Annotated in this window: 12 protein-coding genes; 8 read left to right on the top strand and 4 right to left on the bottom strand. The window is 65.5% G+C overall.

Annotation, left to right across the window (positions count from 1 at the left end):
• Positions 1 to 54 precede the first annotated feature (54 nt).
• Both AC1MEM_RS21830 and bufB read left to right on the top strand, forming a co-directional pair.
• Positions 55 to 345 (top strand): BufA1 family periplasmic bufferin-type metallophore, encoded by a 291-nt coding sequence (locus AC1MEM_RS21830; protein ID WP_499474136.1) that lies wholly within the window; start codon positions 55 to 57, stop codon positions 343 to 345.
• A gap of 42 nt (positions 346 to 387) precedes the next feature.
• Positions 388 to 1,995: an MNIO family bufferin maturase gene (gene bufB, locus AC1MEM_RS21825; RefSeq protein ID WP_499474134.1), complete on the top strand. Its 1,608-nt coding sequence runs from the start codon at positions 388 to 390 to the stop codon at positions 1,993 to 1,995.
• Between the two features lie 274 nt (positions 1,996 to 2,269).
• Here bufB and AC1MEM_RS21820 read toward each other — a convergent pair whose 3' ends face one another.
• From AC1MEM_RS21820 to fumC, 3 genes are all read right to left on the bottom strand, one after another.
• The gene (locus tag AC1MEM_RS21820) at positions 2,270 to 2,554 is read right to left on the bottom strand and encodes a DUF883 family protein (RefSeq protein ID WP_499474132.1); all 285 of its coding nucleotides are present in this window, start codon (positions 2,552 to 2,554) and stop codon (positions 2,270 to 2,272) included.
• Between the two features lie 106 nt (positions 2,555 to 2,660).
• Complete coding sequence (locus AC1MEM_RS21815) at positions 2,661 to 2,873, bottom strand: RNA-binding S4 domain-containing protein (RefSeq protein ID WP_499474130.1); 213 nt, start codon at positions 2,871 to 2,873, stop codon at positions 2,661 to 2,663.
• Between the two features lie 85 nt (positions 2,874 to 2,958).
• Positions 2,959 to 4,353, bottom strand: coding sequence for a class II fumarate hydratase (fumC, locus tag AC1MEM_RS21810; protein ID WP_499474128.1), 1,395 nt, complete (start codon positions 4,351 to 4,353; stop codon positions 2,959 to 2,961).
• A 90-nt stretch (positions 4,354 to 4,443) separates the two neighbouring features.
• On the opposite strand from fumC, the gene AC1MEM_RS21805 reads away from it, so the two are divergent.
• On the top strand, positions 4,444 to 5,628 hold the full coding sequence (locus AC1MEM_RS21805) for a FimV/HubP-related protein (RefSeq protein WP_499474126.1): 1,185 nt from the start codon (positions 4,444 to 4,446) through the stop codon (positions 5,626 to 5,628).
• Between the two features lie 388 nt (positions 5,629 to 6,016).
• Here the strand turns inward: AC1MEM_RS21805 and AC1MEM_RS21800 are convergent, their stop codons facing one another.
• On the bottom strand, positions 6,017 to 6,298 hold the full coding sequence (locus AC1MEM_RS21800) for a flagellar protein FliT (protein ID WP_499474124.1): 282 nt from the start codon (positions 6,296 to 6,298) through the stop codon (positions 6,017 to 6,019).
• A 279-nt stretch (positions 6,299 to 6,577) separates the two neighbouring features.
• Between AC1MEM_RS21800 and AC1MEM_RS21795 the strand changes: the two genes are divergently transcribed.
• The 5 genes from AC1MEM_RS21795 to AC1MEM_RS21775 all read left to right on the top strand — a co-directional run bounded on the left by AC1MEM_RS21795 (position 6,578) and on the right by AC1MEM_RS21775 (position 12,651).
• The gene (locus AC1MEM_RS21795) at positions 6,578 to 9,223 is read left to right on the top strand and encodes a M1 family metallopeptidase (protein ID WP_499474122.1); all 2,646 of its coding nucleotides are present in this window, start codon (positions 6,578 to 6,580) and stop codon (positions 9,221 to 9,223) included.
• Positions 9,224 to 9,247: 24 nt separating this feature from the next.
• On the top strand, positions 9,248 to 11,314 hold the full coding sequence (locus AC1MEM_RS21790) for a M13 family metallopeptidase (protein WP_499474120.1): 2,067 nt from the start codon (positions 9,248 to 9,250) through the stop codon (positions 11,312 to 11,314).
• 49 nt (positions 11,315 to 11,363) lie between these two features.
• A complete protein-coding gene (locus AC1MEM_RS21785) occupies positions 11,364 to 11,996 on the top strand; it encodes a class I SAM-dependent methyltransferase (protein ID WP_499474118.1) in 633 nt (210 codons plus the stop codon).
• Between the two features lie 81 nt (positions 11,997 to 12,077).
• Positions 12,078 to 12,254 carry a CsbD family protein gene (locus AC1MEM_RS21780; protein ID WP_499474116.1) on the top strand — a complete coding sequence of 59 codons (177 nt, stop codon included), beginning with the start codon at positions 12,078 to 12,080 and terminating at the stop codon, positions 12,252 to 12,254.
• Positions 12,255 to 12,471: 217 nt separating this feature from the next.
• Positions 12,472 to 12,651: a CsbD family protein gene (locus AC1MEM_RS21775; RefSeq protein ID WP_499474114.1), complete on the top strand. Its 180-nt coding sequence runs from the start codon at positions 12,472 to 12,474 to the stop codon at positions 12,649 to 12,651.
• Positions 12,652 to 12,693: the final 42 nt, after the last annotated feature.

The following is a 12,693-nucleotide window of genomic DNA, read 5'->3' as shown; positions in this document are numbered from 1 at the left end:
GCGGCGGCCGGGTTATCCTGCCGGGCTCACCCACGCCACCGACAGGACTTTCCCATGAACAAACGCCAAGCCGCCATCGCCGCCGCCCTCGCGGGCGTGTGCGCCGCCGCAGCCGCCCAGGACGCGCCCATGCAGGGCAACAATGCCGACCAGGAACGCTGCTACGGCGTCGCCAAGGTCGGCCAGAACGATTGCGCCACCGCCACCCACGGCTGCGCCGGCCTGGCGCGCATCGACAACGACCCCGCCGAATGGAAGCTGGTGCCCAAGGGCAGCTGCGAAAAGGCGGGCGGCAAGCTGAACGCGCCTTCCACCGACGCTCCGGCGCCGCCGCCGGCACGCTGAGCCGTGCAGTTGCCGGACTGCGCTGGGTCCGCTGGCGTCGGCGTGGGGCTGCGCTCCCCGCATTACCGCCAGTTTCTCGAGACCCGCCCGCCTGCCGGCTGGCTCGAAGTCCATAGCGATAACCTGCTCTCGCGCAGCGGGCGCGACTGGGACGTGCTGCGCAGGCTGCGGCGCGACTATCCGATCAGCCTGCATGGCGTCGGCCTCGGGCTCGGTTCGGTCCACGGTTTTTCGGCCGCGCACCTCGAGCGCCTGCGCTTGCTGGTGGAAGAAGTCGCGCCATTTCTCGTCTCCGAGCACTTGTCCTGGGGCGCGTTGCGCGACCGTCACCTGAACGACCTGCTGCCGCTGGTGCTGGACGGCGACACGCTGGACTTGCTGGTCGAGCGCGTGGCGCGTGTGCAGGACACCCTGCGGCGCCAACTGCTGGTCGAAAACGTCTCCACCTATGTCCGCTTTCGCGCCGACGCCATGAGCGAAGCCGAGTTCCTCGCCGAGCTGGCCCGGCGCAGCGGCTGCGCCATCCTGCTCGACGTGAACAACCTGTACGTGAACCAGCGCAATCACGGCGAGGATGCGCTGGCGGCCATCGCGGCGCTGCCGCGCGGCGCCGTGGGCGAGATCCACCTCGGCGGCCACCTGGACCTGGGCGATGTCGTGCTCGACCATCATGGCGCCGGGGTGGCCGAACCGGTGTGGGCCCTGTACCGGGCGGCGCTGGCGCGCTTCGGACGGGTACCGACCCTGGTCGAGTGGGACAGCGAGATTCCGGCGCTTGCGGTGCTGCTGGGGGAGGCGGACAAGGCGCGGGCGATCGCCGCGTCTTTCGCCCCGGCGGGGGGCGCCGGCGTGTTGTCGCCCGCAGGCCGGGGCGGGGCAGGGACGGCTGCGCATGAGGCGGTCCAGGCAGCCTTCGGCGCGGCCCTGTTCGACGCCGCGCAGGAGCCGGCGCTCGCCTCCATGCTGGTCGGCGGCGGCGATGCGCAACAACTGGCTCGCCGCCTGGCCATTTATCGGGGCAACCTCACTGGCGGCTGGGAACGGGCGCTGGGGAATGCCTATCCTGTGCTGCGGACCCTGGTCGGCGAGGAATTTTTTGCTGCACTGGCACGCGCCTATGGCAAGGCCTGTCCATCGGTCGATGCGGATTTGAATGCCTTCGGTGCGGGGCTGGCCGGATTCGTGGCCGGTTTTGCGCCGCTCGGCGGGTATCCTTACATGGCCGATATGGCGCGCCTGGAGTGGGCGCTGCATCTGTCCCACTATGCCGCCGCAGTGCCGGTGCTGGCGGCGGCCGATATCGCGCGGCTCGCTCCGGCGCAGATCGAGGCGCGCCGCTTCCGTTTGCATCCGGCCTGTTCGCTGTACGAGAGTGCATGGGCGACGCTGGGCTTGTGGCTGGCGCACCAGCCGGCTGGACCCGCGTTTCCGGATGAGATGGCGATGCCGTGCCGTGGCCTCGTGGTGCGCCCGGGCTGGCAGGCGCAGGTGCTGGCGCTCGACGCTGCGGCCTACGCTGCCTTGACGCGGCTGGCCGAGGGGGCAAGCTTCGGCGAAGCGCTGGATGCGGCCTTCGAGGTGGACGATGCGTTCGATGTGGTCGCACAGTTGAACAGCTGGCTGGCGAATGGCGTGTTCGCTAAGCTGTAAAGGCGTCCGTCAACAGCAACCGCAAAATCAGTCGGGTCCGTAGGGGGGACCGGGCGGCGAACCGCTCCCGAGTCCACGCGGTACAGAGCGCGCAGGTCGAACACGCATTTCGACTCGGAACAGTTGCACCGCGTGGACTCGGGAGTCCACCCTACGAATGCGTGATGTTCTACGGACAACACGGGATGAATTGAAAGCTCAGGCAAGGCCGTTCAAGACGCCCTTGCAGGCGCCCGAAGGATGATCGCGGCGCCCTTGCGGCGGCGCCGTGACGTCAATGGAAAGCGCGCAGGATACGCTCTTCGCCGCTCAGGCCGGCGCAACTGGCCGTGGCCATGCGGGTCGCTTCCATCATGCGGCTCAGTTGCGCGTCTTCGAAGCGCTCGAGCTCTTCGTTGGCGGCGTTCAGGGCCATCGCCAGTTTCGAGCGCGCGTTCTGGTAGAGGACGCTCGTGTACTGATCGGTGTTTTTCAGCAGCTCTTGCGCGTTCTCGATGACGAGGCGCAGGTCGCCGATCAGCCGTTCCTGCGTTTGCGGGTTTTCTTCCGGGGTTTCCATTGCCGTCACCTCAAAAAGGCGGTTGGTCACGCTTAAAATATAAACACGGACTACCGGTCGCGTTTGTCAGCGCGCAAACGTGCGCCGTAGAGGCCGGCTGTCCCGACTACTTCACGGAGATGCGCACGTCGCCCACGGTCACGGTCTGGCCGGTGCGAATCTTTGCGGTCTTGCGCAGCTCCTTCTTGCCATCGACCGACACCACGCCACTGGCCACCATGTTCTTGCCGGCGCCGCCGCTATCGCACAGGCCGACCAGTTTCAGCAGCTGGTTGAGTTCGACGAACTCGGATGTCAGTTCGAAAGTTGTGTTTTGCATAATATACTTGGGATAAATTGTGGGGCGCACGCTTGGGCTCGCCATGCATTTCATGACAAGCCCAAGCGTGCGGCGGCAGGGTCGCTTATTCCGGATCGGGACGCGTCATGTCCATCGGAACGATCCATTGGTCGAACTGTTCCTCGCTGACATGACCCGATTGCCGGGCCGCCTCGCGCAGCGTGATGTCCTCGTGCTGCGCGTGCTTGGCAATCTGCGCGGCGGCATCATACCCGATGTGCGGAGCCAGCGCTGTCACCAGCATCAGCGAGCGCTCCATCAGCTCGCCGATCCGGGCGCGGTTCGGCTCGATGCCTTTCGCGCAGTGTTCGTCGAAGGAGCGCATGCCGTCGGCCAGCAGCCGGGCGCTTTGCAGGAAATTGTGGGCAATCATCGGCTTGAACACGTTCAGCTCGAAATTACCCTGCGAGGCGCCGACGGTCAGCGCGACGTCATTGCCGAACACCTGGCAGCACAGCATGGTCAGCGCTTCGCACTGGGTCGGATTCACCTTGCCCGGCATGATCGAGCTGCCCGGCTCGTTTTCGGGAATCGTGATTTCGCCCAGGCCCGAGCGCGGGCCGGAGGCCATCCAGCGTACGTCGTTGGCGATCTTCATGAGCGCCGTGGCCAGCGTCTTGAAGGCGCCGTGCGCGGAAACCAGTGCATCGTGCCCGGCCAAGGCCGCGAACTTGTTCGGCGCGCTCTTGAAGGACAGGCCCGTGCGCGAACCGAGTTCGGCGGCGATGCGCGCGGCGAACTCGGGATGCGCGTTCAGGCCGGTGCCGACCGCGGTGCCGCCGGCCGCCAGCAGCAGCAGGCCGGGCAGGGAGGCGCGGATTGCTTGTTCGGCGAATTCGAGCTGGGCGACATAGCCGGAAAACTCCTGGCCGAGCGTCAGCGGCGTGGCGTCCTGCAAGTGGGTGCGGCCGATCTTGACGATGTCGGCAAAGTCGCGCGATTTGGTCAGCAGCGTGCCGCGCAGGCGCGCCAGGGCCGGCAACACCTCCTTCGCGACCGCCAGTGCGGCGGCCACGTGCATGGCGGTCGGGAAGATGTCGTTCGAGGACTGGCCCATGTTGACGTGGTCGTTCGGGTGCAGCAGGCGCGCTTCGCCGCGTTCGCCACCCATCAACTCGGACGCGCGGTTGGCCAGCACCTCGTTCATGTTCATGTTGCTCTGGGTACCGGAGCCGGTCTGCCAGACGGCGAGCGGGAATTCGTCCGGATAGCGCCCTTCGAGCACTTCGTCGGCAGCGGCGATGATGGCGTCGGCCTTGTCGCGCGGCAGTTTGCCGAGCGAGCGGTTGACGGCGGCCGCCGCGCGCTTGACCTGGGCCAGCGCGGCAACCAGTTCCGGCGCCATGCGCTCGGTCGAAATGTGGAAGTGGTGCAGGGAACGCTGGGTTTGCGCACCCCAGAGGTGGGCGGCCGGGACCTCGATCGGGCCGAAACTGTCTTTTTCTATCCGGTTTTCCATGAAGTGTCCTGTTATTTATTTCGTGGGCTGGAGCTAAAGAGTGTAGCCGAACACCCGTTAATTACGCTTAGGCTACAAATTCTTCCTGCCATGTCGCTGCGCTCTCCTGCCATCCTCTCGATCCTGCTGCTTGCCGCCACGGCAGGCACTGCCCATGCCGCTGAACTGGGCGAGGCGCAAGTGCTGTCGCACATCGGGCAGGCGCTCGTGGCGGATGTCGAGCTGAGCCTGATTGAAGACGGCGCGAACCCGGTCCGGGTCCGCCTGGCCAACCCGGACGTGTACCGCGGCGCGAACATCGCCATGCCGGCCGTGCTCTCCAGCCTGAACATGACTATGATGCGGCGCGACGGCCGCCAGTTCCTGCATCTGACCTCGCTCAAGCCGGTCGAGAGCCGCCACCTGCACCTGTACCTGGAACTCGTCGACGGCGCGCAGCGCAACGTGCGACTCGTGACCCTGTGGCTGACGCCGGACCCGGCCCCGGCGCCGCCGGCCGTGCGCGAAACGGTGCCGGAGGTACTGAAAGCGCAGGCCGCGCCCGCTCCTGCTCCTGCTCCTGCTCCTGCGCTGCGCAGGCCGGCGCCGCCGGCGCGTCCTGCCAACGCCCTGCAGGCAGGCGAGGAATACGTGGACCCGGCGCCGGTCCGTCGCAAGCTGGTTCCCAAGCCGGCACCGGTGGCCAGGATGGTAGCGACCAGGAAGCCGGCGCCTGCGCAGGCAAGCCACGCCGACGCCCCCAGCTGCGCACCGCAACCATCGTCCGATCACCTGGATGCATGCGTCGCGCTCGGCGAAAAGAATGCCGCCTTGCGCCACGATCTCGGAAAGCTGGAGGAAAAGGTCAAGTCCTTGCAGGGCGCGAAAGCAGCCCCGGCGGGTGCTCCCGAGCTCGCGCACCTGGCCCAGCCAGCCCCGGCAGCAAAGGAAGCGTCCAGGGAAGCGCCGCGCATTCACCCCAAGCCGAAGAAGGTCGAGCCGCCCGGGCCGGACCTGCCATGGCGTGCGATCGGGGCCGGCCTCGCTGCCGTGCTCGCTGTCGGTGCGCTGGTGCTGATGCTGCTACGCCGTCGCAGGCATTCGAGTGTTGGCAAGATCCCGGCCGCCCACAAGCCCGCCAAATTGCCCAAGGCAGCGCCGGCAGCCGGGGCGGGCGAACCGAAGCCGAATTTCATGGCTGCCGTCAAGGCGCGCCTGATGCCCGGCCGCGGCAAGGAAACGGCGCCGGGTGCCGCCGAGCCCGTGCTGACCGACGTGATTCCCCAGCAAGAATAGAGGGCGTTTCGGGCCGCGCACAATTGGTCTACACAAGCTGCATATTTGCGCTATACTGGGTTCGTTGGTTGTCAAAACCACAAAACGGAACAGAGTCCGGCGCAGCCACCACCGATAGCGTGGCGCGGGACCCGGGTGATCGCCGCAAGGCGCCTGTTTCCGGAAGCGGTCATGCTGCCAACAGCGGCAGAGGACGCCGGATGCAACCGGCAAAGAGGCAACACTGGGATTACTCCGTGTTGCTCTCCGAATTCATACGGGCTTTGTCCGTAGCAAAAAGGCGCCTTCGGGCGCCTTTTTGTTTGCCCGCCTTCATGTTCGGTTCCGCCGCCACCGGCCATAAAAAAAGCGCCCGCAGGCGCTTGATTCGAAACAGGGGCAGGGCGGCTCAGTGCGCACGCATGGCGCGGTCCAGCTGGCCCATCCATGGTTCGGTCACGTCGCGCACGGCGCGGTCGTTGGCCATGATCTGTTTCAGCAGGTCGATCTTGCGCAGGCGCTTGGCGCCGTCCAGTGCCGGCACGCCGCTTGCCGTGGCGCTCGCCTGGGCTGCGCATTGCGCCTGCAGGCTGTCGAAACCATTCCAGTCGCCCGATTGCGCCGCCGCGGCCATCTTGCCCGTCAGGCCAGCAATATTTTCGTACATCGAGAGAACTTCGTTGGAGGTCATGTGAACACCGCGACAATTTTTTTCGGCCGGATTACCGGTTGTCCTCCTTTTACGGCAGAGCTCGCTGGAACTTTAGGCCTGTTTGCAAAAATAATTGAAAATTTTTCACGCACGCCTCGCAAGACGGGAGACCGCCCGCCATAGCGCCGGATTTTTGCAGTCCAGCGCCTGTTTTTGCCGTCTGTCGCATTCCGAAGCTGCGGTTTCCCCGCTTCCCTTACAGTGCGTGCTGGATTGCTGCGCCAGCCGCCGCGCCGACATAATAAGAGAGAGGAAACAATGAGACACCACCGAGCATCGCGGACGGTCGCCGCTGTGGCCACGCTGGCGCTGGCGCTGGCCACCGGCGCCGCCTGCGCCGAAGCCCCGTTTTCGTTCGAGGCCACGCCCGGCAAGCTGCCGAAGGACGTGATCCCGCTGCTGTACGACGCGCGCCTGGTGCCCGACATTGCGGCCGACACCTTCCGCGGCGAGCAGCGCGTCGAGATCGAGGTGCTGCGCCCGACCCGCCGCATCGTCCTGAACGCCGCCAACCTGAACATCGAGCGCGCCGCCTTGTCGGGGCGCGGCATGGCCGAGCGCGCGTTGACGCCCATCCTCGACGAGAAGCAGGAAACGCTGGCTTTCGAGCTCGGCGCGCCCCTGGCGCCGGGCCGCTATACGCTGGCCCTCAGCTTCAACGGAAAGATCAACCGCGAAGGGCGCGGCCTGTTCCAGGTCGCCTACAAGGCCGGCGGGGTGGAAAAGAAACTCGTTGCCACGACGATGGAACCGTCCGACGCCCGCCGCCTGCTGCCCACCTGGGACGAACCAGCCTTCCGCGCGCGCTTCAAGCTGACGGTCGACGTGCCGGCCAGCTTCAAGGCCTATTCGAACACCCCGGTCGAGAAGCAGGAAAAGCTCGCCAACGGCCTGCAGCGCATCGCGTTCGCGCCGACCCCGAAGATGCCGAGCTACCTGGTGGTGCTGGTCGCGGGTGAGCTGGAACGCGTGGCCGCACGCCAGGACGGCGTCGAGATCGGCGTGGTGACGACCGCCGGCAAGCTCGGCTCGACCGCCTTCCCGCTGCAGGCGACCAAGGACTTGCTACGCTACTACAACAATTACTTCGGCGTGCCGTATCCGCTCGCCAAGCTCGACCAGATCGCGATTCCCGGCGGTTTTAATGGCGCGATGGAAAACTGGGGTGGGATCGTCTACAACGAGTCGGCCCTGCTCTACGACCCTGTGAAGAGCCCGGAAGACGTCAAGAAACTCACCTTTGAAGTCAACGCCCACGAAGTCGCGCACCAGTGGTTCGGCAACCTCGTCACCATGGCCTGGTGGGACAACCTGTGGCTGAACGAAGGTTTTGCGTCCTGGATGGCGGCAAAGTCCACCGAGCACTTTCACCCCGAGTGGCGTCCGCATCTGGACGGCATCGCCGAGCGTGAAGGCGTGCTGAACCTGGATGCGCGCAAGACCACGCACCCGATCCAGACCCGCATCGACAACGAGGAACAGGCGGCGGGCGCGTTCGACGGCATCACCTATGTGAAAGGGCAGGGCTTCCTGCGCATGCTGGAAGCGTATGTCGGCGAGGACCAGTTCCGCAAAGGCATCCGTGCCTACATGGCGAAGCACCAGTATTCGAATACGACGGGCGCAGACCTCTGGGCCGCGATCGAAAAGGCTTCCGGCAAACCGGTGGGCAAACTCGCGGCCGACTGGACCACGCAGCCGGGTTACCCGCTGGTCTCGGTCAGCCAGTCCTGCGCCGACGGCAAGCGCCAGGTGACCTTGTCCCAGGAACAATTCCGCCTCGACGAACCGGCGCCTGAAAACCGCCTGTGGAGCGTGCCGCTGCAGGTCGGCACCGTGAATGGCAAGGCCTGGTACACGCTGCTGGCCAACCGCAGCACCACGATCACGCAAGGCGGTTGCGAGGGTACGCTGGTGGTCGACCCGTACAGCGTGGGCTTCTTCCGCATCCAGTACGACCGCGCCAGCTTCGATGCGCTGGCAAGCAACGCCGCACGCCTGCCGGACCCGACGCGCCTGAAACTGCTGCTCGATGCCTGGAGCCTGGTGACGGCCGGGCGCATGCCGCTGGGCGACTATGTGCGCCTGGCGGGCAAGTATGGCGACGAGCCGCGCCTGGCCGTCTGGGAATCGATCCTGTCGAACCTGGGCACGCTCGACCGTCTCGCGCGCGGCGAACCCGAGCAAGCGCTGATCCGTCGCTTCGTGATCAATTTCGTCCAGCCACGGTTTGCGCGGCTCGGCTGGGAGCCGAAGGCGGGCGAGACCAGCGAAGATCGCCAGCTGCGCGCGCTGCTGGCCTCCAGCCTGGCGCGCGCCGGCGACGAGCGCGCGATCCGCGAAGCACGCGAGCGCTTCGCCCGCTACCAGGCCGACCCGGCCTCGAGCAGCCCGGAAATGCTCGACTTCGTCGTCAACACCGTCGGCCGCTATGCCGACGGCGCCACCTATGCCGCGCTCGGCAAGCTGGTCGCCGGCGCCACGACCGACGAGGAGCGCAACCGTTTCGGCGGTGCGATGACGCTGGTGCAGGATCCGGCCCTGGCCGCGAGCGCGCTGCGCATGGCGGTTTCGCCGCAGGTGCCGGCCAACCTGGCAACCGTCATCGTGGCCAGCATCGGGCGCGAGCATCCGGACCAGGCCTGGGACTTCGCGGTGGCCAACCGCGAAGCCCTCTTGAAAAGTGCGGATGCCGTCGGCCGCAACCGCGCGCTCGCCTCGGTCGTGGCGGGATCGCTTGAGACGCGTCATGCGGATATGATGGAGCAGTATGTCGGCCAGAACTTCGGCCCGGACGCGCTGGTCGAAGCTCGACGGGTGGGGAACGGGATCCGCGTGCGCGCCGCGCAAAAGGCGCGCCTGCTGCCGCAAGTGCGGGCCGCATTGCAGGAAGAGCAACAGTAAACCGTGATAACTAAAAGGAAAAGCATGAAGACTCGTTGGACCCTCACCAAGACCGCCGTCGTCCTCGCCCTGTGCGGCGGCACCTTCGCCCATGGATTGGCAGCCGCCCAGGAAGCTGGCCAGGTCAAAGCGCCGATTGAAAAGCCGGCGCCGACCAGGGACACGAACATGACCGTACTCCCCGGCGACGATTTCTTCACCTGGGCCAACGGCGACTGGCTGGCCAAGACCGAGATCCCGGCGGACCGTGGTTCCTGGAGCGCGATGGGCGCCCTGGCGGAAGACACGAATACCCGGATCGCGAAGATGATCGAGGACCTCGGCGCCGACAAGAATGCCAGCGGCGACGCGCGCAAGGTGGCCGACTTCTACGCCGCCTACATGGACGAAGCCGGCATCGACAAGCGCGGCCTGGCGCCGATCAAGCCAATGCTGAACAGCATTGCCGGCATCAAGGACAAGGCGGGGCTGGTGCGCGCCCTCGGCGGCTCGATCCGCGCCGACGTCGATCCGCTGAACGCCACTAATTTCTTCACCGAAAACCTGTTCGGTGTTTGGGTGGCGTCGGGCCTGACCGATCCTTCGCATAACATGCCTTACCTGCTGCAGGGCGGCCTCGGCTTGCCGGACCGCGCTTATTACCTCGAAAACAATGCGCGCATGGCCGAGCTGCGCACCAAGTACCAGCAGCACATCGCCGCGATGTTGAAACTGGCCGGCATGGACAAGACCGACGAGCGCGCCGCGCGCGTGTTCGAACTCGAGCTGGCGCTGGCGCAGACCCACGCCACGCGCGAGCAATCGGCCGACATCCAGAAGGCGAACAATGTCTGGACCCTCAAAGAGTTCAGTGCCAAAGCCCCGGGCATCGACTGGAACGCCTTCTTCAAGGCGGCCGGTTTGTCCGGCCAGGACCGCTTCCAGGTCTACCATCCGAGCGCGATCACGGGCGCGGCCAGGCTGCTGGACCATGCCGACGTCGCCGCTTGGCGCGACTACCTTGCTTTCCACAAGCTGAACCAGTACGCCAGCCTGTTGCCGAAGGCCTTTGCCGACCAGCGCTTCGAGTTCAACGGCAAGACGCTCAGTGGCACGCCGCAGCAGTCGGCACGCTGGAAACGCGCGCTCGGCGCCACCAATGCCGCGATGGACGAGGCGGTGGGCAAGATCTATGTGTCACGCTACTTCCCCGCCGAGAACAAGGCGCGCGTGCAGACCATGGTCGCCAACATTATCGACGCCTTCAGCCGCCGCATCGACAAGCTTGAATGGATGGCGCCGGCCACCCGCGCCCAAGCCCAGGCCAAAGTCAAATCGCTGTATGTCGGCATCGGCTACCCGGAGCACTGGAAGTCGTATGACGGCCTGCGCGTGGTCGCCGGCGACGCCTTCGGCAATGCGATCCGCGCCGAGGAATACCATTATCGGCAGGAACTCGCCAAGCTCAAGCGCAAGCCCGAGCGCACCGAGTGGGCGATGCCGCCGCAGCTGGTCAATGCCGTCAACCTGCCGCTGCAGAATGCCCTGAACTTCCCGGCCGCGATCCTGCAGCCGCCGTTCTTCGACCCGAAGGCGTCGGACGCCGCCAACTACGGCGCGATCGGCTCGATCATCGGCCACGAAATCAGCCACAGCTTCGACGACCAGGGCGCGCAGTTCGACGCCCAAGGGCGCCTGCGCGACTGGTGGACGAAGGAAGACCTGGAGCATTTCAAGGCGGCGTCGGCCAAGCTGGTTGCCCAGTACAGCGCTTATAAACCCTTCCCGGACCTGGCCGTCAACGGCCAGCTGACGCTGAGCGAAAACCTGGCCGACCTGGCCGGGCTGCAAGCGGCCTACGACGCCTTCAAGACCACGCCTGCCGGCAAGAGTCCTGAATCGGACCGCGAGTTCTTCCGCGGTTTCGCCCAGGGCTGGCGCAGCAAGGCGCGCGAAGCCTCGCTGCGCCGCGGCGTCCTGACCGACGGCCATGCACCGGCCCAGTACCGCACCTATATCGTGCGCAACCTGGACGCCTGGTACAAGGCCTACGACGTCAAGCCGGGGCAGTCGCTCTACCTGGCGCCGCAGGATCGCGTGAAGATCTGGTAATGCCGTAAAACGACGCGGGCGGCCCATCCTGCCGGCCCGCGCACTACCGATGAATTTTATGACCGACAGCCTCGACGACATCTCCCGCCGTACCCTCGCGCATTACGAACGCAATGCGCCCGCATTCTTTGCCGGCACGATCGACCACGACGTCAGCCAGAACGTGGGGGCGCTGCTGGACGCGATCGAGGCGCCGGCGCCGTTCACCTTGCTCGACCTGGGCTGCGGCCCGGGACGCGACCTGAAAACCTTCAGCACGCTTGGCCACCACGCGATCGGACTCGACGGTTCGGCCGAATTCGTCGCCATGGCGCGTGGACATAGCGGCTGCGAGGTCTGGCACCAGGATTTCCTGCACCTCGACTTGCCGTCCGCCTTCTTCGACGGGATCTTTGCGAACGCCTCGCTGTTCCATGTGCCCAGTGCGGCCCTGGCCGGGGTGCTGGCGGCCTTGTACGGTAGCCTGAAGCCTGGAGGCGTGCTGTTCAGCTCGAACCCGCGCGGGAACAACGAGGAGGGCTGGAACGGGGCGCGTTACGGCACGTATTTCGATTACCCGAGCTGGGAGCGGCATCTGGTCGCTGCAGGGTTTGCTCCGCTACATCACTATTACCGTCCACCGGGTTTGCCGCGCGCCCAGCAGCCCTGGCTGGCGAGTCTCTGGCGCAAGCCGCTTGTGTAAGTTAAATGTTATCCAGCGAACAGAACCCGCGGATCAGGGGGCCTAAGGTAGGGCTTCGATTCCAACCGGAAGGAGACCATCATGAACGAGGACCAAGTCAAGGGCAAAGCCAAGGACATCGGCGGCAAGATTCAGGAAAAGGTCGGCGAAGCTGTCGGCAGCCGCCAGCAGCAGTCCGAAGGAATGGCAAAGCAGGTTGAAGGCAAGGTGCAGGAAAAAGCAGGCGATGTGAAGGATATCGTCAAGGGTAATCGCTGATTTCCTGGCCTTTGGAGTAAACGAAGCCGCGACATGTCGCGGCTTTTTTATGTGTGGAAAGGGCAGGGCGAATCCTCGACTACGCCATCCCGGCATGCTCCAATATTGTCGAGCTATGTGTGTGGCCGTACAGAACGCGGCCGTATCGGGGCGTAATCTGTACCCATCGCGTCGTCATCCGACCACGCCTTAATTAACCCAGCGCAAGGAGATCATCATGAACAAGGACCAAGTCGAAGGCAAACTGCAAGACATCGGTGGCAAGATTCAGGAAGAAGCCGGCAAGCTGGTTGGTAATCCCGAGCAGCAGGTCAAGGGTCTGAAGAACCAGGTCGAAGGCAAGACCCAAGAGAAATTTGGCGACGTCAAGGAAAACCTGAAAGACGCAACCAACTGATTCCCGGGCCGTCTTGCGCGGCAGGCAGTGAACGAAAAAAGG

This window comes from Telluria sp. AIW5, assembly GCF_056680575.1.
This window is presented reverse-complemented; position numbering and strand designations above follow the sequence as displayed.

Excerpts from the sequence above, each read along its gene's own strand:
- AC1MEM_RS21805 (WP_499474126.1), top strand. The coding sequence starts at position 4,444 with ATGTCGCTGCGCTCTCCTGCCATCCTCTCGATCCTGCTGCTTGCCGCC.
- AC1MEM_RS21820 (WP_499474132.1), bottom strand. The coding sequence starts at position 2,554 with ATGGAAACCCCGGAAGAAAACCCGCAAACGCAGGAACGGCTGATCGGC.
- AC1MEM_RS21795 (WP_499474122.1), top strand. The coding sequence starts at position 6,578 with ATGAGACACCACCGAGCATCGCGGACGGTCGCCGCTGTGGCCACGCTG.
- AC1MEM_RS21800 (WP_499474124.1), bottom strand. The coding sequence starts at position 6,298 with ATGACCTCCAACGAAGTTCTCTCGATGTACGAAAATATTGCTGGCCTG.
- AC1MEM_RS21780 (WP_499474116.1), top strand. The coding sequence starts at position 12,078 with ATGAACGAGGACCAAGTCAAGGGCAAAGCCAAGGACATCGGCGGCAAG.
- AC1MEM_RS21815 (WP_499474130.1), bottom strand. The coding sequence starts at position 2,873 with ATGCAAAACACAACTTTCGAACTGACATCCGAGTTCGTCGAACTCAAC.
- fumC (WP_499474128.1), bottom strand. The coding sequence starts at position 4,353 with ATGGAAAACCGGATAGAAAAAGACAGTTTCGGCCCGATCGAGGTCCCG.
- AC1MEM_RS21790 (WP_499474120.1), top strand. The coding sequence starts at position 9,248 with ATGAAGACTCGTTGGACCCTCACCAAGACCGCCGTCGTCCTCGCCCTG.
- AC1MEM_RS21775 (WP_499474114.1), top strand. The coding sequence starts at position 12,472 with ATGAACAAGGACCAAGTCGAAGGCAAACTGCAAGACATCGGTGGCAAG.
- AC1MEM_RS21785 (WP_499474118.1), top strand. The coding sequence starts at position 11,364 with ATGAATTTTATGACCGACAGCCTCGACGACATCTCCCGCCGTACCCTC.
- AC1MEM_RS21830 (WP_499474136.1), top strand. The coding sequence starts at position 55 with ATGAACAAACGCCAAGCCGCCATCGCCGCCGCCCTCGCGGGCGTGTGC.